Annotated in this window: 18 protein-coding genes and 2 tRNA genes; 6 read left to right on the top strand and 14 right to left on the bottom strand. The window is 61.8% G+C overall.

The features are described from left to right. The first annotated feature begins 65 nt into the window (after window positions 1-65). From ACSKT0_RS00100 to ACSKT0_RS00085, 4 genes are all read left to right on the top strand, one after another. The gene (locus ACSKT0_RS00100) at window positions 66-1,421 is read left to right on the top strand and encodes an FtsW/RodA/SpoVE family cell cycle protein (protein ID WP_437771974.1); all 1,356 of its coding nucleotides are present in this window, start codon (window positions 66-68) and stop codon (window positions 1,419-1,421) included. Window positions 1,422-1,721: 300 nt separating this feature from the next. Beyond that, entirely contained in the window at window positions 1,722-2,072 is a 351-nt protein-coding gene (locus ACSKT0_RS00095; RefSeq protein WP_437771973.1) for a hypothetical protein, read from the top strand. A gap of 550 nt (window positions 2,073-2,622) precedes the next feature. Then, the gene (locus tag ACSKT0_RS00090; protein ID WP_437771972.1) at window positions 2,623-3,027 is read left to right on the top strand and encodes an ArsR/SmtB family transcription factor; all 405 of its coding nucleotides are present in this window, start codon (window positions 2,623-2,625) and stop codon (window positions 3,025-3,027) included. Beyond that, entirely contained in the window at window positions 3,002-3,472 is a 471-nt protein-coding gene (locus ACSKT0_RS00085) for an SRPBCC family protein (RefSeq protein WP_437771971.1), read from the top strand. Before ACSKT0_RS00090 ends, ACSKT0_RS00085 begins: the two co-directional genes overlap by 26 nt. A gap of 14 nt (window positions 3,473-3,486) precedes the next feature. Here the strand turns inward: ACSKT0_RS00085 and ACSKT0_RS00080 are convergent, their stop codons facing one another. Next, window positions 3,487-4,356 carry a rhomboid family intramembrane serine protease gene (locus ACSKT0_RS00080; protein WP_437771970.1) on the bottom strand — a complete coding sequence of 290 codons (870 nt, stop codon included), beginning with the start codon at window positions 4,354-4,356 and terminating at the stop codon, window positions 3,487-3,489. Between the two features lie 21 nt (window positions 4,357-4,377). Further along, window positions 4,378-4,920, bottom strand: coding sequence for a peptidylprolyl isomerase (locus tag ACSKT0_RS00075; RefSeq protein ID WP_234752982.1), 543 nt, complete (start codon window positions 4,918-4,920; stop codon window positions 4,378-4,380). A gap of 153 nt (window positions 4,921-5,073) precedes the next feature. Between ACSKT0_RS00075 and ACSKT0_RS00070 the strand changes: the two genes are divergently transcribed. Together ACSKT0_RS00070 and ACSKT0_RS00065 are read left to right on the top strand one after the other, a co-directional pair. Then, window positions 5,074-6,054 carry a hypothetical protein gene (locus tag ACSKT0_RS00070; RefSeq protein ID WP_437771969.1) on the top strand — a complete coding sequence of 327 codons (981 nt, stop codon included), beginning with the start codon at window positions 5,074-5,076 and terminating at the stop codon, window positions 6,052-6,054. 122 nt (window positions 6,055-6,176) lie between these two features. Continuing rightward, entirely contained in the window at window positions 6,177-7,061 is an 885-nt protein-coding gene (locus ACSKT0_RS00065; protein WP_437771968.1) for a glycosyltransferase, read from the top strand. 15 nt (window positions 7,062-7,076) lie between these two features. Here the strand turns inward: ACSKT0_RS00065 and ACSKT0_RS00060 are convergent, their stop codons facing one another. From ACSKT0_RS00060 to dnaA, 12 genes are all read right to left on the bottom strand, one after another. Continuing rightward, complete coding sequence (locus ACSKT0_RS00060; protein ID WP_437771967.1) at window positions 7,077-7,985, bottom strand: DMT family transporter; 909 nt, start codon at window positions 7,983-7,985, stop codon at window positions 7,077-7,079. Window positions 7,986-8,052: 67 nt separating this feature from the next. Further along, window positions 8,053-8,128: transfer RNA gene (locus ACSKT0_RS00055), tRNA-Ala, on the bottom strand. A 72-nt stretch (window positions 8,129-8,200) separates the two neighbouring features. Further along, complete coding sequence (locus ACSKT0_RS00050) at window positions 8,201-8,317, bottom strand: DLW-39 family protein (RefSeq protein WP_437771966.1); 117 nt, start codon at window positions 8,315-8,317, stop codon at window positions 8,201-8,203. Window positions 8,318-8,374: 57 nt separating this feature from the next. After that, window positions 8,375-8,448, bottom strand: a tRNA-Ile gene (locus ACSKT0_RS00045). A 113-nt stretch (window positions 8,449-8,561) separates the two neighbouring features. After that, window positions 8,562-9,257, bottom strand: coding sequence for a DUF3566 domain-containing protein (locus ACSKT0_RS00040; protein ID WP_437771965.1), 696 nt, complete (start codon window positions 9,255-9,257; stop codon window positions 8,562-8,564). Then, window positions 9,254-11,986, bottom strand: a complete 2,733-nt coding sequence (gene gyrA, locus ACSKT0_RS00035) for a DNA gyrase subunit A (protein ID WP_437771964.1) — start codon at window positions 11,984-11,986, stop codon at window positions 9,254-9,256. The genes ACSKT0_RS00040 and gyrA overlap by 4 nt, the downstream gene beginning before the upstream one ends. Window positions 11,987-12,049: 63 nt before the next feature. After that, a complete protein-coding gene (gyrB, locus tag ACSKT0_RS00030) occupies window positions 12,050-14,125 on the bottom strand; it encodes a DNA topoisomerase (ATP-hydrolyzing) subunit B (RefSeq protein WP_437771963.1) in 2,076 nt (691 codons plus the stop codon). 396 nt (window positions 14,126-14,521) lie between these two features. Beyond that, window positions 14,522-15,076, bottom strand: coding sequence for a DUF721 domain-containing protein (locus tag ACSKT0_RS00025; protein ID WP_437771962.1), 555 nt, complete (start codon window positions 15,074-15,076; stop codon window positions 14,522-14,524). Next, window positions 15,063-16,256 (bottom strand): DNA replication/repair protein RecF, encoded by a 1,194-nt coding sequence (recF, locus tag ACSKT0_RS00020; RefSeq protein WP_437771961.1) that lies wholly within the window; start codon window positions 16,254-16,256, stop codon window positions 15,063-15,065. Before recF ends, ACSKT0_RS00025 begins: the two co-directional genes overlap by 14 nt. 23 nt (window positions 16,257-16,279) lie before the next feature. Then, the gene (gene gnd, locus ACSKT0_RS00015) at window positions 16,280-17,164 is read right to left on the bottom strand and encodes a phosphogluconate dehydrogenase (NAD(+)-dependent, decarboxylating) (protein WP_437771960.1); all 885 of its coding nucleotides are present in this window, start codon (window positions 17,162-17,164) and stop codon (window positions 16,280-16,282) included. A gap of 93 nt (window positions 17,165-17,257) precedes the next feature. After that, a complete protein-coding gene (dnaN, locus tag ACSKT0_RS00010) occupies window positions 17,258-18,382 on the bottom strand; it encodes a DNA polymerase III subunit beta (protein WP_059388865.1) in 1,125 nt (374 codons plus the stop codon). Between the two features lie 525 nt (window positions 18,383-18,907). Beyond that, window positions 18,908-20,329 (bottom strand): chromosomal replication initiator protein DnaA, encoded by a 1,422-nt coding sequence (dnaA, locus tag ACSKT0_RS00005; RefSeq protein WP_345448260.1) that lies wholly within the window; start codon window positions 20,327-20,329, stop codon window positions 18,908-18,910.

Genomic DNA, 20,329 nt, shown 5'->3' with positions numbered 1-20,329 from the left:
TGACCCGATCTTGAGCCACCGAACCGGACCTGCCGGCCGCCCGAGATCCACGAAAGAAGATGCCCATGAGCCAGCAAGCGATTCTGGCGAAACCTCGCCGAAACGTGGAGATGGTGCTGTTGGTGCTGGCACTTGGCGTCGGCATTGGTGCCCTTGCAATGACCAGCGTGGACAAAAAGGAAGCCCTCGACGTTGGATTCTGGCTTCAGGCGGGTACCTTGACGGCGCTGGCCGGGATCTTCCACGTCGTCCTGCGGTTCAAGGCAAAGTATGCGGATCCGGTGATCCTCCCGATTGTCGTGGCCTTGAACGGCCTCGGCATCGCCATGATCAAACGCTTGGACGCCTCAAACGGTACGACTGCCGGGGCCAATCAGCTCACATGGACGATCGTCTCGGTCCTGGTCGCGGCCGCCGTTTTGTGGCTTTTGAAGGACCACCGGCTTTTGCGCCGGTACACCTTCATTGCACTTGCGGTCAGCGCCGCCCTCCTTATCCTTCCCCTCGTGCCGGGCATTTCGGCCGGCGACATCAACGGCGCGAATGTCTGGATACGCCTCGGTTCACTGCAGTTCCAGCCCGGCGAGATCGTGAAGATTACGCTGGCCGTCTTCTTCGCGGGCTATTTGTCCTCCAACCGGGACCTGATCCTGCTGGCCGGCAGGAAATTCGGACGCCTCCAGTTCCCCAGGATCAAGGACACCGGGCCAATGATCACCGCCTGGGCAGCAAGCGTGGGCGTACTGGTCTTCCAGCACGATCTCGGCATGTCGATCCTGCTGTTCGGACTGTTCATCGTGATGATCTACGTTGCCACGAGCCGGGCCAGCTGGCTCGTCCTCGGGGTCGTGCTCATGCTTGTGGGCGGATACGCGGCAGCAAAGATCTTTTCCCATGTCGGCTTGCGCATTGACGCCTGGATCAATGCCTTCGACCCCCAGGTCTTCACCCGCTTCCCCGGAGGTAGCGCCCAGATTGTCCAGGGGCTCTTCGGAATGGCCGACGGCGGCCTGATCGGCAAAGGCCTAGGGCTCGGAAGCCCGGACCTGGTGCCTTTCGCGAACAGCGACATGATCATCGCTTCCCTTGGTGAAGAACTCGGCCTGATCGGGCTGTTCGCGATCGTTCTCCTCTACTTGCTGCTTTTCACGAGGGGATTCCGGGCCGCCTTGGGCATCCGGGATGCCTTTGGAAAGCTCCTTGCCTGCGGGCTGGCGTTCTCCATGGCCCTCCAGTGCTTCATCATTATCGGGGGCGTCACCCGCCTTATTCCCCTCACGGGGCTGACGACGCCGTTCCTCTCCGCGGGCGGGTCCTCCCTCCTTGCCAACTGGATCATCGTCGCCCTGCTGTTGCGGATCAGCGACGCAGCCCGCAGGCCCCAGACGGTCGCTTCCCAGACCGAACACGTTCCGGTCTGACGCCCTCCCGCTACCCAGGCTGCCGTGCGTGCCTCGGCGAGCGTTCAGGATTGGCTTGAAAGCGGTGGCATTATCTGGGAATGGTATCTATAGTCGACGAGGTTCTCGGCATCCTCCACCGTGCTCACGTTGATCTTGGCCCATGCCTCTCAGAGACCCAGCTGGCCAAAGTTGAACGCCGTTTTGGCATTCGTTTCAACCCAGATCATGCCGACCTGCTAAAGCGCTGTCCCCAGGGGAAAGGGATGGGTCGATTGGCTCGGAGATCCGGACATCATTCGCGGGCGTTTGGATTGGCCCTTGGAGGGTGTTCTATTCGATGTTGAGAAGAATGCCTTCTGGCCTGCGTCGTGGGGCGAGCGACCACCATCGCGGACCGCTGCGGTGGCGGTTGCAAAACAGAAATTTGCGGACGTGCCGGTGCTCGTCCCGTTTTTCGTGCACCGATTTCTGCCCGCCAGCCCGGCAGCCAGCGGAAGTCCCGTATTTTCCGTCTATCAAACCGACGTCATTTGCTACGGCAACAACCTGGCCGAATATTGCGCCACCGAGTTCCTCAGCGAAGCCCGTCGCACCATCGAAGAGACCCGGCTTCGTGTCGAGTTCTGGTCCGACTTAGCCGAGGGTGGCGACTTCACGGTGCTATGGTGACTCGGCGCACGAGTCACCGGAGTTACACACTTAACAACAGGCAGCTACCCACAAGTTATCCACAGTTGGGGAAAAGCTGTGCCCATAGAGTGGAAAACTCCCAGAACGGCGGGCCTCAAGATGCAGGAAAGACACCGAACTACAGCCTTGTGAGTTATTAACAATGTTGATAACTCTGTTGATACTGCGCTGTTGCAGCTCCTAATACTGAAGTTGTCCACACGCGCCCGGAAAACGCACTCCTTATCCACATACCCACAGGCACGTGGGCAAAAGTTATCCACACATGTGGACGTTAATCCCCAGAGGAAAACGCAGCGCCTGCCATCTCGCTCCAAAGAGTCCATCCGGCATCGAACTACACGCTTGTAAGTTACACACATTGTGGATAACCCCTGTGGAAAACATATCCAAGGGGTCTTGACGGACTCAGCGCGCAGTTTTAAGCTGACATTATTCAATGAACTAGTTGATAAACCACTTGCTTGAGTACTGTGGAAGGCTCGGAAACCCCGCAATGCTTGAGCCAGGAGCCAGGCAGGGGAGACATATGCCTAACACGACGGGTACAGCGGTGCTGGATCAGGAAGACCAGCTCAACAGGGCATTCATGGCCCTCGCCGATCCTGTCCGGCGCAAGATCCTGGCGCGGTTGGCCTTGGGCGATGCCACGGTCAATGAGATCGCCCAGCCGTTCACCGTCACCCTCCAAGCCATCTCCAAGCACCTTCAAGTGCTCGAGGGCGCAGGGCTCATCACGAGGAGCAGGGAAGCGCAGCGCCGTCCCTGCCACCTGAACACCGCGGCGCTGGGTCCCTTGGCCGGGTGGATCGAGAACTACCGACTCCAGGCAGAGGAACGTTTCGCCCGGCTGGACGAACTATTGGCCAACACAGCCCAAAAGGACAATCCGGAAAAGGAGAAGGACAATGAGGACCAACACAACAACCATTGACGTCGCGGCGGGCACGCCGTTCATCGACACGAGCCGCGATTTCGACGCCGCACCGGAGCGCGTGTTCCGGGCTTTCACGGATCCCGAACTCGTCGTCAAATGGCTGGGTCCGCGTCGCCTGGAAATGCGACTGGAGTCCTATGACGCTCGGACCGGCGGCAGCTACCGCTACACGCATGTGGACGGCGAGGGCAACGAGTTCGGTTTCCGCGGGGTCTTCCACGAGGTCCAGGAACCATTGCGGATCATCCAGACCTTCGAGTTCGACGGCGCCCCGGGGCAAGTCACGTTGGATACCACCAGGTTTGACGACCTCGGGGGCCGCACACGAGTGGTGCAGCGTTCCGTGTTTCCCTCGGTAGAGGCCCGGGACATGGCAGTAGCCAGCGGCATGGATGCGGGCATCAAAGAGTCGATGGACCGCTTGGAGGAGCTCCTGGGGTAAAAGCTAGGGAACTCTTAGCCCGCCGTGGCCCTAAAGACCGTGGCCAGGACCAGGATTCCGGCAACCAGGGCCATGCCGGCGGACTGCAGCAGCGCCTGGCGCGGTCCACGCGGAGCAAAGGCGATCACGGCGGCACACAGGCCTCCCGTGACAAGGCCGCCCAAGTGGGCCTGCCAGGCAATGCCGGGGACAACAAAGCCAATCACCCCGTTGATGGCAATAAGGATCCATAGCTGCCGGGTGTCTCCGCCGCGCCGGCTTTGAACTACCAGCAGTGCGCCAAAGAGGCCGAAGATCGCACCGGACGCACCTTCCACTCCAGTGGGAGGCAAGACTGGCGTCAGGAGCAGGAAACCGACAGAGCCGCCAATGGCGGACAACAGGTAAACGGCCAGGAAGCGGATACGCCCCAGGACGGGCTCCAGGACCTGGCCAAAAATCCACAGCATGTACATGTTAAGAACGATGTGCAGCACAAAGCCTTGTGAGTGGACAAAAGCGCTGGTCAGCATCCGCCAGGGTTCGAAGGCCCCGTATTGCGGAGCGGCGTAGACAGACGCGAAAGCGAGTTGATTCTCCACGACATCGCCGGGAATCAGCCATTGCAGCACGTACACCAGGGCACACAGCCCGATAAGTACGTACGTCGCCAAGGGGCGGCCGGTCGCGACGGCGCCGCCATAGGCGGAACGCACTGCCGGCGTCGAACGCTTCATTTCATTGACGCAGTCTATGCATTGGAACCCGACGGCGGCCGCCCGCTGGCACTCGGGGCATGCAGGACGCCCGCAACGCTGGCACCGCACATAGGAGGGCCTGTCCGGGTGCCTGGGGCACACCGGAATGTCTGCTGACGGCTCTGCCGCCGGGATTCCGTAACTCATATGCTGTTCAGGCTCCGGGGATCAGAGCTGGACGATGTCAATACTGTTGATGACGACGTCTTCAACAGGGCGGTCGCCCATGCCGGTGCGGACAGCCTCGATGGCGTCCACAACCTTCTTGGACTCTTCGTCAGCAACCTCACCGAAGATGGAGTGCTTGCCGAAAAGCCAGTCGGTGTTGACCGTGGTGATGAAGAACTGGGAACCGTTGGTGCCCTTGCCCATCTGGACGCCGGCATTGGCCATGGCCAGCTTGTAAGGGGCGTTGAAGTTGAGTTCCGGGTGGATCTCGTCGTCGAACTTGTAGCCCGGTCCGCCGATGCCGCGACCGAGGGGATCGCCGCCCTGGATCATGAAGTCTTTGATGATGCGGTGGAAAATCGTGCCGTCGTACAGCGGGGTACCGGTCTTGTCTTCACCGGTCTCCGGGTGCGTCCAGGACTTCTCGCCTGTGGCCAGGCCAACGAAGTTGGCGACCGTCTTGGGCGCGTGGTTGCCGAAGAGGTCAACCACGATGTCACCGAGGCTCGTGTGGAAAGTTGCTTTTGCGGTTGCGATGGTCATATCGCCATTGTTTCACGCAGGGTCAACGCCAGGGCGGCCAGGAAGGCGGTTCCGCGCTAGGTGAAATCTTCCATGAATCCGCTGGATGAATAGCCGGTGCCGAACAAGCGACGTAGGCTAACAACAAACGAGCATGTTGATCGGGAGGTAGTTGTGAAGAAATCGGACCGGATTGCCCGCGAACTTGAACACACCGTTGTGAATGGTGTCGAAAATGCCAAGGACTGGGCGACACCGCGCGTCGAAGCAGCTGTGAACTGGGCGGTTCCCCGCATCCAGCACGGAATCGACACCGCTTCGCCGAAGCTTCAGGAAGGCCTGAAGTCGGCTGCGCACAACCTCGCCGACGGCGTTGCAACCGTCACACCGAAGCTCCAGGAAGGCTTGGCGAACCTCGCACCGAGGATCCACGACGTTGTCGAGGACGCCTCACCCAAGATCCAGGAAGCCCTTAACAAAGCCACCCCGGCGCTCAGCCATGCCCGGGACAAAGTTGTTGAGGAGTACCTGCCCAAGCTCTCAGAGCAGCTCGGGCAAGCCTCCGTGGTGGTCCACCAAGCCCTTGAGAATGCGCCCGCGCAGGTGGACGCCGTCGCCCAGAAGCTGGTGGACTCGGGAGTGGTTCACAATCTGCAGGAACAAGCACAAGCCACAGGGGCCCAGCTGAAAGCCGCTGCCGGGGAAGCGTCAAAAACAGTCTCGAAAGAGCTCGCCAAGACCCGCAAGCCCAAAAAGCGGGGTTTTCTGATCTTCACGATTGTGGCAGCAGCTGCCGCGGCCGGCGTCGCCGCGTGGAAGGCCAGCCGCCCGGTGGAGGACCCGTGGAAGACTCCGGTTCCGGTTACGCCATCACCTGTCCCGGCCGCAGCGGCAGCCGAGAAAGCTGCCGACAAGGCCAACGAGGCCGCCACCAAGGTAGCTGACACGGTTGACGACGTGAAACTCAACGTAGCTGACAAAGCCGAAATCGTAGCTGAGAAGGCAAAGCACGTTGTCGAGGACGCTGCGGACACCGCAGCCAAGGTGGCAACCGACGCCAAGACCGCGGTTAAGAACATCGCCGCCAGCCTCCACAAGGACGAAGCGGCCAAGGACCAGGCAGCCACGGACGAAGCCGGCAAGCACGAGGCCTAGGCGAAGGCCATATTCGCTCCACGTTGAAGGGATTCCGGTTCGCCGGGGTCCCTTCAATTGTTTGGCCACTTGTCACCGGAGGCTTCCTCCAGGAACACCGCCCTGATGTTAGATTTATGGAGATGCCAGCCGATAGATCTTTCGTAGATGCAGCCACCAGCGCAGCCGTCGCACCCGTGAAGCCGAGCGTTTCAATCATCATCCCGGCGTACAACGAGGAAAGCGTCATACGGCAATGCCTGATCGCGGCCATTTACCAGTCAGTACCTGCGGACGAGATCATCGTGGTGGACAACAGGTCCACGGACCGCACTGCACAGATCGTCCAGCAGATGCAGCAGGAATACCCGGAAAGCCCCATCATCCTGTTGAGCCAGGACGAGGCGCAGGGACTCATCCCCACACGCAACTTTGGCCTCAATAGCGCCACCTCGGAAATCCTCGGCCGGATCGATGCCGACTCCGTTGTGGAACCCGATTGGGTTGAGCAGGTGCAAAAGGCTTTCGCCGATCCCTCCGTGCAGGCGGCAACGGGTCCGGTGGTCTACTACGACATGCCCATGCGTCGATTCGGACTCAAGGCCGACGACAAAATGCGCCAGCTCATGCTTCGGCTTGCGAAGCACCAGTACCACTTCCTTTTTGGATCAAACATGGCCCTTCGCCGTTCCGCCTGGGAAACCATCCGCGGGGAAACCTGCCTGGATGAGAGGGACGAGATGCATGAGGACATCGATCTTTCCCTGCATCTTGCCGACCACGACCTCAGGGTGCAGTACTGGCCGCAGATGGTGTCGGGCATGTCTGCGCGCAGGCTCGAGGATTCACCGCGCGACTACCGCTATTACGTGACCCGCTTCGACCGGACCTACAAGGCCCACAACGTCAAGAAGATGGCCTTGAAGGCCCCCATGGTGGTGTTCTTCTCCGTCTACTTTCCGGCCAAGCTGCTCCGGGCCATCCACACGGCCAATGCAGGTCAGGGCGTCCGCCGCGGCGGCCTGTAGCTGCGCGAATACAGCTCAGTCAGCACCGAGTTCGGCGATCTTGCCCTCAGCGTCGCCCTTGCCGCGCCGCTGACCAGCGACGACGACCGCGAGTCCAACCAGGATCAAGGCGAGTCCTGCGTAAGTACCGGCCGGCAGGGTCTCGTGCAGGAAGACTGCAGCGAGCAGGGCTGCGCCCGGAATCTCCAGCAGGATGATCATGGAAACCAGAAGCGGGCTCATGGTCGCCAGTAGATGGTTGAAGGCGGTGTGGCCCACCAGTTGTGCGCACACGGTGATGGCCACGATCCCCAGCCAGCCGCCGGCGTCGAACCCTACAAGCGGCTGGCCGCCCATGAGGGCCAGCACGGCGACGATGGCCGCGCAGATCCCGTAGCAAAGCGTCGTGTACGTACCAATGCCCATGCTCTGGCGGGCTTTGCCTCCGGCCAAGGTATACAGGCCGGCCAGCGCGCCTCCGGCGAGGGCCAGGATGTCACCAAGGAGGGCTTTCGGGGAGGATCCCATATCGAAGCCCGTGATGGCCGCGACGCCGCCCAGCGCGATACCCAGGCCCACGAGGACCGGCCAGCGGTGCTTGGTGCCGCGGAGGAGCTGGAAGACGGCGATCCATGCTGATTGCAGGCAGACCAGGGCGGTGGCGGCAGCGACTGACGTGAGCTGGAGCGCGGTGATGAAGCAGGCGAAGTGGAAGGCGAGTGCCACCGCTGCGACAGCAGACCAGGTGAACTCCTTGCGGGTGATCTTGCGGAACTGGCGCGGTTCACGGATCAGGACCGGCGAGGCCATCACGACGGCGGCGATTGCGTTGCGCCAGAAGGCGATGGCCAGTGCGGTCACGGAAGTAGCTCCAAGAGTTCCGGCGATGAGGGGTCCGGAAGATGCGACGCCGAGCACACCCAAAGCAGCAACAATGAAGTTCACATTACAACCTTAGTGGGGCGGCTTAAAGCAAAGAGTCCCGGCCATTTCTGACCGGGACTCTTTCTTATGGTGGAGGCACGGGGACTCGAACCCCGAACCCCCTGCTTGCAAAGCAGGTGCGCTACCAATTGCGCCATGCCCCCATAAGAAGCAACCCATCCATACTACCCTAGTTCCTTCGATGGTTTTCACCATTTCCAGACTGGGCGCCTTCGCTAGTCAACCGTGTCGGTTGCCTTGCTCCAGACCGTTTTCCGGGCTTCGGTTTCCTGCACTTTTTTGTAGAGCAGGACGCCTGCGATTGCAGCTGCGACTACGAGCAACTTCTTCACACGCACCCCGTTCCGGTTCAGTTTCCCGAACCTTTAGCAAAACCTGTGCAGGTTCCGTGGGCGTACCAGGACTTGAACCTGGGACCTCTTCGTTATCAGCGAAGCGCTCTAACCGCCTGAGCTATACGCCCCGATACCTCTTCGGGCCGAGACATGACTTTACAGCACATCCCGGCCCGATCTCAAATCGAGGTATTTTCACCACTGTTTTCCAGCAGTTTCCCTCATTTTCCGACCGTTTGGGCTAGTCGTCGGTGAGGGTCACGCCAATGCCGCCCACGAGTGTTGCGGCAATGTTATAAAGCACTGCGCTCAACATGGACAGGGCAGTCAGCAGAACAACATTCACCACAGCAATGATGGTGGCGAAGGAGGCAACCTGTCCGAGCGATGCGACCTTCTTGAGTTCGAAGCCACCGCTTTCCGAGCCTGCCAGAGTGCCCAGAAGGCTGTCCACCTGGTTGAAAATGCCGGTGAGGTCCAGGACGGTCCAAAGCACGATTGCGGCGATCACAGTCACAATGCCCAAGGCAACGGACAACAGGAACGCCATCTTCAGGACGGACCACGGATCAACCTTGCTGACGAGCAGCCGGGCGCGGCGGACTTTCGCCTTGGGTGCCGGCTTCACAAGCCCCGGAGCCCCGGGGGCTGGCCGCTGCTGGCCCTGCACGGGCCTCTGGCCGGGCGCTGCGGGGCGCTGGCCCGCCGGACGCTGGCTCGCTGCGGGACGTTGGCCTGGGACGGCGGGGCGCTGACCGGGGACGGCCGGGCGCTGACCCGGAACCCTCTCCGCGCCAGTTCCTGCCGCACCGGAAGCGGATGCCGCAGGGCGCTGCTGGGGACGGGCCGGTGCGTCTACCCGCGGAGTAGCCGACGGTTGCCGCAATCCTCCAGGGACACCCGTACTCGGCTTGGGATATGAGTCCGAATTGCTCACTCGTTACCTCCGGTGTTGTCTTCGTTCAGCTCGACGCCGGACCCATTGCCGGATCCTGCGGCCGATCCCGATTCGGCCGTCGCGGTCGCCTGATCGGCGCCGCCGTTTGCAGCCAACGTTACGTCATCGTCCGCCTCGGACGTTCCTCCGGCGGGATTTTCGACACTATTGACGCTTGAGGCGTCGTCTGAGCCCTCGCCCTGCTCGTCGGACTCTTCGAGGCCGCGTTCGCTGTTGCGGGCCACCTCGATGATGCGGTCGTTCTTGTCAGGCTTCGCGAAAATGACGCCCATGGTGTCACGGCCCTTGGCAGGTACACCGGCCACGGCGGAGCGGACAATCTTGCCACCCTCCATGACCACGAGAACTTCGTCCTCTTCGTTGACGATCAACGCACCGACAAGGTCGCCGCGCTCTTCCTGAAGCTTGGCCACCTTGATGCCCAGGCCGCCACGGCCCTGGAGCCGGTACTCCTCCACGGCGGTGCGCTTGGCGTATCCGCCTTCGGTCACCACGAACACGAACGAGCCGTCCTGGACGACGTCGGCCGCGAGGAGTTCGTCGTCTTCGCGGAACTTCATGCCGGTCACACCCGAGGTGGCGCGCCCCATGGGACGTAGGGCCTCGTCGGTTGCCGTGAAGCGGATCGACTGGCCCTTGCGGGAAACCAGGAGGAGATCGTCCGTCTCGGACACAAGCTGCGCCGAGACAAGCTCGTCCTCATCGCGAAGGTTGATGGCGATGACGCCGGCTGTGCGGTTGGTGTCGTAGTCTTCCAGGCGCGTTTTCTTCACAAGGCCGTTCTTGGTGGCGAGCACCAAATACGGAGCCTGCTCATAGTCGCGCAAGTCCAGGACCTGGGCGATGTGCTCGTCCGGCTGGAAGGCCAACAAGTTTGCCACGTGTTGTCCCTTGGCGTCGCGGCCGGCCTCTGCAAGCTCGTACGCCTTGGCCCGGTACACGCGACCCAAGTTGGTGAAGAAGAGCAACCAGTGGTGCGTTGTTGTGACGAAGAAGTGCTCCACGACGTCGTCGCCGCGAAGCTGGGCACCCTTGACACCCTTGCCGCCTCGCTGCTGCGAACGATAGTTGTCGCTGCGGGTGCGCTTGACGTATCCGCCGCGGGTGATGGTGACCACCACTTCTTCCTCGGGGATGAGGTCTTCCATGGACATGTCACCGTCGAAGCCCATGAGGATATGGGTCCGGCGGTCATCGCCATGCTTGGCCACGATCTCAGCCAGTTCCTGGCTGATGATGTCGCGCTGGCGCTGCTCGGAGGCCAGGATCGAGTTGAACTCGGTGATCATGGCTTCCAGCTCGGAGTGCCTGTCCTGGATCTTCTGCCGTTCCAACGCGGCAAGACGGCGGAGCTGCATGTCAAGGATGGCGCGGGCCTGGAGCTCGTCGATGTCCAGGAGCCCCATCAGGCCGTCGCGGGCAGCCTCGGTGGTGTTGGAGGCCCGAATGAGCGCAATAACCTCATCCAGCATGTCCAGGGCCTTGAGAAGTGCGCGCAGGATGTGCGCCTCTTCCTCGGCCTTGCGCAGGCGGTAGCGGGTCCGCCGGACGATGACGCTCATCTGGTGGGCGACCCAGTGCCGGATGAAGGCGTCCAGGCTCAGGGTGCGGGGCACTCCGTCGACGATCGCCAGCATGTTGGCACCGAAATTGTCCTGCAGCTGGGTGTGCTTGTAGAGGTTGTTGAGCACCACCTTGGCCACAGCGTCGCGCTTGAGAACGATCACGAGGCGCTGTCCGGTACGGCCGGACGTCTCATCGCGGAGGTCAGCGATGCCCTGGATCTTGCCGTCCTTGACCAGTTCGGCGATCTTGATGGCGAGGTTGTCCGGGTTTGCCTGGTACGGAAGCTCAGTGACTACCAGGCACGTGCGGCCCTGGAGTTCCTCGACGTTCACTACGGCACGCATGGTGATGGAGCCGCGGCCCGTCCGGTATGCGTCCTCGATGCCCTTGTGGCCGAGGATGGTGGCACCGGTCGGGAAGTCCGGACCCTTGATGCGCACAAGCAACGCCTCAAGCAGCTCTTCACGGCTCGCCGTCGGATTGGCCAGATACCACTGCACGCCATCGGCGACTTCGCGAAGGTTGTGCGGCGGGATGTTGGTGGCCATGCCGACGGCAATGCCGGAGGAACCGTTGACCAGCAGGTTGGGGAAACGCGCCGGCAGGATGGTGGGTTCCTGGTTCTTGCCGTCGTAGTTGTCCTGGAAGTCGACAGTTTCCTCGTCGATGTCGCGGACCATTTCCATGGCGAGCTGGGCCATCTTGGTTTCGGTGTATCGCGGAGCCGCGGCGCCGTCGTTGCCCGGGGAACCGAAGTTACCCTGGCCCAGTGCCAGCGGATAGCGCATCGTCCAGTCCTGGATGAGGCGGACCAGGGCATCGTAGATCGCGGTGTCACCGTGCGGGTGGTATTGGCCCATGACCTCGCCCACCACGCGGGCACATTTGTTGAAGGAGCGGTCCGGGCGGTAGCCGCCGTCGAACATCGCGTAGAGCACTCGGCGGTGGACGGGCTTCAGGCCGTCACGAACGTCCGGAAGCGCACGGCCGACGATAACGGCCATGGCATAGTCCAGGTAGGAACGCTGCATTTCCGTCTGCAGGTCCACCTGGTCTACGCGGTCTGTCAGCACAGCGCCCTCAAGCACGGGTTCCGGAATGCCGGCCGACTCGGCGGGAACCTCGGGTGTTTCTTCACTCATAGTTTATGATTTCCGTTTCAGGTATATGTCAGTACTGGAATATTCCTAGGGGCTTTGAAGTCTCTAGATATCCAGGAACCTGACGTCCTTGGCGTTCTGCTGAATGAAGTTCCGGCGCGATTCCACGTCCTCACCCATCAGTACGGAGAAGGTCTGGTCCGCCGCCAGGGCATCATCCATGGTGACTTGCAGCAGCGTGCGGTGGTCCGGGTCCATCGTGGTGTCCCAGAGCTCGGTGTAGTCCATCTCGCCGAGGCCCTTGTAGCGCTGGATGCCGTTGTCCTTCGGGATGCGACGGCCGGCGGCTTGGCCGGAGACCAGCTTGGCGTCACGTTCACGGTCGCTGTACACGTAGTCGTGAGGGGCGTTCGACCACTTGATGCGGTACAGCGGCGGCTGGGCCAGGTAGACAAAGCCGTTCTCGATCAGCGGACGCATGTAGCGGAACAGCAGCGTCATCAGCAGCGTGGTGATGTGCTGGCCGTCCACGTCGGCATCGGCCATGAGGACGATCTTGTGGTACCGCAGCTTGGAGATGTCGAAGTCCTCGCCGATTCCCGTGCCGAAGGCCGTGATCATGGACTGGACTTCATTGTTGCCGAGGGCCTTGTCCAGCCGTGCACGCTCCACGTTCAGGATCTTGCCGCGCAATGGCAGGATGGCCTGGGTCTCGGGGTTACGGCCACGTTTGGCCGAACCACCGGCGGAGTCACCCTCCACGAGGTAGACCTCGCAGCGCGCGGGATCCTTCGAGGAGCAGTCGGACAGCTTGCCCGGCATGCCGAAGGATTCCAGGGGGCTCTTGCGACGTGCGTTGTCACGTGCCTTTCGGGCGGCCATACGGGCCTGGGCCGCCTGGACAGCCTTGCGGATGACGTCGCGGGCCGGGCCCGGGTTTCGTTCCAACCAGTCGCCAAGCTGGTCGGTAACGACCCGTTGGACGAAGCCCTTGACCTCGGAGTTGCCCAGTTTGGTCTTGGTCTGGCCCTCGAACTGGGGTTCGGACAACTTCACGGAGATGACGGCCGTGAGGCCTTCCCGGATGTCGTCACCAGTGAGATTGTCTTCCTTTTCCTTGATGATGGTCTTCTCGCGCGCGTAGCGGTTGATGAGCGACGTCATCGCGGCACGGAAACCTTCTTCGTGCGTTCCGCCCTCGTGCGTGTTGATGGTGTTGGCGTAAGTGTGCACGCTCTCGGAATAGGCCGTGGTCCACTGCATGGCGACCTCGACGGCGATGTGCCGCTCGGTGTCTTCGGTTTCGAAGGCGATGACGTCCTCGTGGACGACGTCCACCTTCTTGTTCGAGTTCAGGTGCTTCACGTAGTCGAGCAGGCCGTCGTCGTACTGGTAAACCACCGTGCGGTGTTCTGCCGCCACTTCGCCGTCGGTGGCAACCGCGTCAAGATCCAAGTCATCGTCGGCTGCTCCCGCGACGGGACGCTCGTCCGTGAGGGTGATGCGCAGGCCCTTGTTGAGGAAGGCCATCTGCTGGAATCGCGCGCGGAGGGTTTCGAAATCGAAATCGGTGCTTTCGAAGATGGTGCCGTCCGGGTAGAACGTCTGGGACGTTCCGGTCCGGTCCGTTTCTTCGCCCTGGACGAGTCCGCCCTGTGGCTTGCCGCCGTCGGCGAAGGTCATCCGCCAAACGTGGCCCTGGCGACGCACCTCGGTGTCGACCCTGCGGGAAAGCGCGTTGACAACGGAAATACCCACTCCGTGAAGTCCACCGGAGACCGCATAGCCGCTGCCGCCGAACTTGCCGCCGGCGTGCAGGATGGTCATGACAACTTCGACTGTCGGCTTCTTCTCCGTGGGGTGCATGTCCACCGGGATGCCACGGCCGTCGTCCACGACCTTAACGCCGCCGTCGGCCTGGAGAGTCACTTCAATGTGGCTGCAGTACCCGGCAAGGGCCTCGTCCACCGAGTTGTCCACCACTTCGTACACCAAGTGGTGGAGGCCGCGCGGGCCTGTGGATCCGATGTACATACCCGGGCGCTTGCGCACCGCTTCGAGACCTTCAAGAACGGTAATGTCACTCGCACCGTACTCCTTCGACCCCGAGGGGGTGTCAGGCTTATGGGCGTTCTCCTTCGCGGGATCTACTGCCAAGGTCTCTGCATTGTCGTTAGCCACAGGCGCTTTCGACTCCTCCGTGTTCGATGGTCGCCGGCCGTCACCGCACCAAGGAAGCACGTCCGTCAGGACACACCACAGGGATACGGCAGCCGCCAACAGGGACGTCACTGCTAACGCCGGCTACTTCGTGATTGGCGGATCCGCTTTTACATTGCTGTTCAGCGGAGCCAATCAACGTTCACCGGCGCCCAGTTGTCTATGCCGATTCTATCGTGACTGGGCGCAGTTCCTTGCAAAACCCGGCCCTTATGATCAGGAAAGTAGCTCTGGGAGGCCGCTGGCCCCATCTGCAAGCTGCCAAAACGGCACCCTCTAGGGAGCTGTACGGTCCGGGGAGGTTTCTCGCCCCTGTGCGCCGTTCAAGCAAATGCGCAGACACGGGCGCCCGGGAAGTTACCCGTAAGTATCCCGGGGGCCCCGCCCGTTGACGCTTCGGCCGCCCTTGCGCCAGCTCGGTGCGGTGGGCGCGAGCACTTGAATCGACGTCACTACGCCGTCTCCGAGTTCCCTTCGGAACATGTCCAGGAGGCTGGTGCTCAGGAGCCTGAGCTGTGTTGCCCAGGCGGTGGAATCGCAACGGACATGAAGCGTGGTGTCGGTAAAGCTCTCCGGGGTGCAGTGCGCGGAAATCTCCGGTCCCACCAGGGCATCCCACTCGGCCATCACGGAGCCGACGGCCACGGGTGACGTCCAGCCGCGTTCGGCCACGAGCCTCCCGACGACCTTCCCCAGGCCGAGCGGATCCCGGCCCGTGCCGTGGAATTGGCTGAATCCTCGGGTGTCGCGGACGCCCTTGCGTTTAGGCGCGGCGCCGGTCCGCGGGGCAGCGCGGCGGATTTCGCCGCGCGCGGCAGCGGCGTCGCGCATCCGGTTCAAAGCTGATTGGGCAGCGTCGATCTCGTCAGGGTCCCTGCCCGGCTGGCGTCCGCCGGGGCTATCCTTCTCCATCAATGCCTCCGGGCACAACCTTCACGCGTCGTCCCGCCAGTTCTTCGGGAATGTCGGCGTCGACGGCGGCCGTCACCAAAACCTGCTCGGCGCCGGCCACTATTCCAGCCAGTTTACGCCTGCGCTGCACGTCCAGTTCGGCGAAGACATCGTCGAGGATGAGGATGGGAGCCGAACCGCCGGTACGGGTGTCATCGAGCATGACATAGTACGAGGCAAGTCGCAGGGAGAGGCACATGGACCATGTTTCGCCATGGGAGGCGTACCCCTTTGCCGGAGCCTGGCCGAGAACCAATTCAAGTTCGTCACGGTGGGGTCCGACCAAGGAAATCCCGCGTTCCAACTCCTTGCGGCGCGAGGCTGCGAAGGCCTGGACGTAGCGCTCGGTGAGTTGCTCCACGGACAGCGAACGGAGGTCCTCAACCCCCTCTGAACCTTCAGTGAGACCCTCGGCGGGCCCGCCGTCGTCGTCCAACACGCCCTGGATGGTGGAGCGGTAGACCGCTCCCGCTTCCTTGGATCCATCCGTTAGTTGCGCGTAGGCACTCTTGAGATGCGGACGGAGGCGTTCCACGAGTTCCAGCCGCGCATGCAGGAGTTCCGCGCCGGCCCGCGCCATATGCTGGTCCCAGACATCGAGCGTTGCTTCGTGGCCCGTGGTGAATTTCCCGGTGCGGGCCGATTTCAACAAGGCGTTGCGCTGTTTGAGCACGCGGTCGTAGTCGCTGCGGGTGGCCGCGTGCACCGGCATGAGGCTGACCAGCAGTTCGTCGAGGAACCGCCTGCGGTTGGACGGATCGCCCTTGACCAAGGCAAGGTCCTCAGGGGCGAAAAGCACCGTCTGGCAAATGCCCAGGATGTCGCGGGCGCGGACAGGATTTCCGCGGTTGATCCGGCCACGGTTGGCACGGCCGGTATTGATTTCGAGCTCGACCACCGTCGATTGTTCACCGCGGACAAGCTTCGCCCTGATCAAAGCCCGGTCCGCCCCGAAGCGCAGGAGCGGCGCATCCGTACTGACGCGGTGCGAGCTCAGGGTAGCCAGATACCCGATGGCTTCCATGAGGTTCGTCTTGCCGATGCCGTTGGACCCCACCAGGACCGTGACACCGGGGCCGAGTTTGAGGTCAACCTGCGCGTAGCTGCGGAAATCGGTCAGCGAAAGATGTTCGAGGTACACGCGTACTGCTGGTCGGCCGGGGCCTAGTTGGCCGGACGGGTGGCGTGTCCGCCGAACTGGTTGCGCAGCGCTGACACCATCTTCATGGCTGGTGAGTTGTCCTCACGGGAGGAGAAGCGGGCGAAGAGCGCAGCGGTGATTGCCGGCGCCGGGATCGCATTGGCAATGGCTTCTTCTACGGTCCAGCGGCCTTCGCCGGAGTCCTCGACGTAGTCCCCGATGGAGGCCAGGCCCGGGTCCTCGTCCAAGGCTTTGACCATGAGGTCCAACAGCCAGGAGCGAACAACCGTGCCCTTTTGCCAAGCACGGAAGGTGCCGGGAAGATCCTTGATGATGTCCTTTGCCGCGAGCAATTCGTAGCCTTCGGCGTAGGCCTGCATCAGACCGTATTCGATGCCGTTGTGGACCATCTTCGCGTAGTGGCCCGCTCCGACGCCGCCCACGTGGACGAAGCTGTCGGCACGATCGCCTTCAGGGCGGAGGGCGTCGAATACCGGCATGGCGAGTTCGATGTCCTCGTCCGCGCCGCCTGCCATGAGCCCGTAGCCGTTCTGCAGGCCCCAGACACCTCCCGAAACACCGCAATCGGCGAAGCGGATGTCCTTGGAGTCCAGGAATGCCGCGTGTTTCTGGTCTTCAGTGAAGCGTGAGTTGCCGCCGTCGATCACCATGTCACCTGCAGAAAGCTTTTCGCCGAGTTCACTGATCACCGCATTGGTGATGTCGCCGGAGGGAACCATGACCCAGACCAGGCGCGGCTTCGGAAGGGCGGCAATCAGTTCATCAACGGACGCGACGTCGGCGATGTCCTGATTGCGGTCGAAGCCAGTGACCTCGATTCCGCCTTTGCGCATGCGTTCGCGCATGTTGAAACCCATTTTTCCAAGGCCGATCAGTCCGATGTGCACGGTGTGAACTCTTTTCTGCGTTGGTTGTTGTGTTGTCCCGACTGACTCGCAGTAGTTGTCGTTTTGGGCGCCCAGAACGACAACAAGTGCGAGTTAGTTGGGGAGGCGGACAGGCATCACGAGGTAGCGGTAGTCGCCCTTGTCATCGCCGTCGGCGTCGACCTGGGCGGTGATCATGGCCGGCTTCGGTGCCGTGGTGAACGAGAAACGCACGAACTTGGTCTCGATCACGCTCAGGCCTTCCACCAGGTAGTGCGGGTTGAAGGCTACTGTGATGTCTTCGCCGCTGAGCTGGGCTTCCAGTTCCTCGGATGCCTGCGCGTCTTCGCCGGTACCGGCGTCGAGACTCAGTTGGCCCTGCGTGAACGCCAGGCGAACCGGGGTGTTTCGTTCGGCGACCAGGGACACACGGCGAACGGCCTCTACAAGTTCCTGGGTTTGGACCGTTGCGTGGATCGGGGTGGAGTCGGGGAACAACGACCGGATCTTGGGGTAGTCGCCGTCGACGAGCAAGGAAGTGGTGGTGCGTCCGCCGCTTTCGAAACCAATCAGACGGCTGTCGTCGTCGGCGAGGGCGAGATGGATGTCGCCGCTGCCACCGAGGGTCTTTGCAACCTCGTTGAGGGTCTTTGATTTCACCAAAGCACTTGTGGAAATTCCCGGAGTGACGGGCTTCCAGGGCACTTCGCGCATGGCGAGGCGGTACCGGTCCGTGGCGAGGAGGGTGATCATGTCATCCTCGATCTCCATCCGGACACCCGTGAGGATCGGCAGTGTGTCATCCCTGCTTGCGGCGATGATGACTTGGGAAACAGCCTGGGCGAAGGCGTCGCCGGGCAAGGTTCCGCTGATGGCGGGAAGCGCCGGAAGCGGCGGGTATTCGGATTCCGGCATCGTGGCGAGATGGAAGCTGCTTCGACGGCACGTGAGAGTGACCTTGCTTCCATCGGTTTCGATGTCGACGGGAGCGGAGGGCAGGCTGCGACAGATATCTGCCAAAAGGCGCCCGGAAACCAGGATGGTTCCCTCGGTGGTGATGTCCGCTGGAATTTCAAGACGGGCGGAGGTCTCGTAGTCAAAGCTCGAGAGACTCACTGTTCCGGCTTCTGCCTTGAGCAGGAGCCCTGAGAGTACCGGGACGGGCGGCCGCGGAGACAAGGACCGGGCTGTCCATGTGACGGCTTCTGCCAGGACATCCCGCTCGACTCTGAACTTCACGGAAGGGTGCCGCCTTTCATTGCTGCTGCCAGTGTTCCACCGGAAACTCCCCCAGGAGTCCCGAAAACCAGCGCCCGGAACCCAAAAGCTGCATGGTCCGCAGCGAGCGAACTACAAAGCAGCGCCAAGGATGGACGCGATGCAGACAGCTTAGCCGGAACTTCGGGCATTAACCCATCCCCGGCTTGCTGGCTTGTGGTTCGAAGCAGCCACGGGCTGCGTCGCTGGGTGGGTGGAAGGAGATTGTTATTTGAGGGAATTCATTTTTTTGGGATTAGTAGTGTTAACAACCCCTGTGGAAACTGTGGATAACCGCCTCTGGACCCGCAGTTCCGCGGTTAAGCCCTGTTCACCATATGTGGGTGACAAGGGTTTTAAACAGGGTGTGGACGTGGATAACCCCCAGGCCCGTTTTTAACGATCCACAGACGGCTTAAGGGTTTTAAGCCCATTAACCGTGTTTGTCCCCTTAAGTATCCACAGGCTTATCCACATGTGCCTGTTAATAAGGTATGTAGTGGCCGCTTAGGAATCGCGTTGCTGCTGCTTGATGCGGTTGGTCAGCTCAGTCACTTGGTTGTAGATCACACGGCGCTCGGCCATCAGTTCGCGAATCTTGCGGTCCGCGTGGATCACTGTGGTGTGGTCGCGGCCGCCAAGCTCCTGGCCGATCTTCGGCAGGGACATGTCCGTGAGCTCGCGGCACAAGTACATGGCGATCTGCCGCGCGGTCACCAAAGTTCGCGTACGGGACTTGCTGCAAAGCTCTTCCATGCTGAGCTTGAAGTACTCGGCCGTCTGCTTCAGGATCTGGTCGGCCGTGATCTCCTGGGCACCGTCGTCGGTGATCAGATCCTTCAGCACCATCTCGGCGAGGGCCACATCCACGGGCTGGCGGTTGAGGCTGGCGAACGCAGTGACGCGGATCAGCGCGCCTTCGAGTTCGCGGATGTTGCTGGAGATCTTGGAAGCGATGTATTCCAAGGCGTCGTCGGGGGCAGACAATCCTTCGCTCTGGGCCTTCTTGCGGAGGATCGCAATACGGGTTTCGAGTTCGGGCGGCTGGATATCGGTCAGCAGGCCCCATTCGAAGCGTGACTTCATGCGGTCCTCGAAGCCGGCGAGCTGCTTGGGCGGGAGGTCCGAGGTGATGACCACCTGCTTGTTGTTGTTGTGCAGGGCGTTGAATGTGTGGAAGAACTCCTCGAGCGTGCGGTCCTTGCCTGCCAGGAACTGAATGTCGTCGATCAGGAGCACGTCGACGTTGCGGTACGTGGTCTTGAAGCTGGCGCCCTCGTCGTCGCGGATGGAGTTGATGAAGTCGTTGGTGAACTCTTCGGAATTCACGTAGCGCACCCGGATGCCGCTGTAGAGCCGGCGGGCGTAGTGGCCGATCGCGTGCAGCAAGTGCGTCTTGCCGAGCCCGGAGTCACCGTAGATGAACAGAGGGTTGTAGGCCTTGGCCGGTGCTTCCGCGACCGCGACGGCGGCAGCATGGGCGAACCGGTTGGAAGAACCGATCACAAAGGTGTCAAAGACGTATTTCGGGTTGAGCCGGCCGAATTCGTGCGAAGTACTCGGCGGGGTGGGCTGTGGCTTGGATTCCACGGCAAGGTCGTTCGCGGAAGAGAGTTCGACGGCGGGGGCCGGCTCTTCGTGGATAGGCACCAGATCCGTGTCGACGTCGATCGCGCACCGGATGTCGTCGGAAAAGACGCTGCGGAGGGCATCATCGAGGGCGTCCTTGACTTGCGTCTGGAGGACCTCGCGGGTGAGTTCGTTGGGTACGGCCACCAGGAGGGTGGAGCCGATCAGGCCCTGCGCCTGCGCAAGGATGACGAAACCACGCTGCCGGGGTGTGACGCGATCGTCTTGTTCCAGCAGGCTCAGCACCCGCCGCCAGGAACTTCCGACCGTGTTGGCGTGGTTGGCTTCGTCTACCGTCAT

It is taken from the genome of Arthrobacter sp. KNU40 (assembly GCF_051515115.1).
GTDB lineage: Bacteria > Actinomycetota > Actinomycetes > Actinomycetales > Micrococcaceae > Arthrobacter.
The sequence above is the reverse complement of the archived record's forward strand: the minus strand, read 5'-3'. Positions and strand labels throughout refer to the sequence as shown.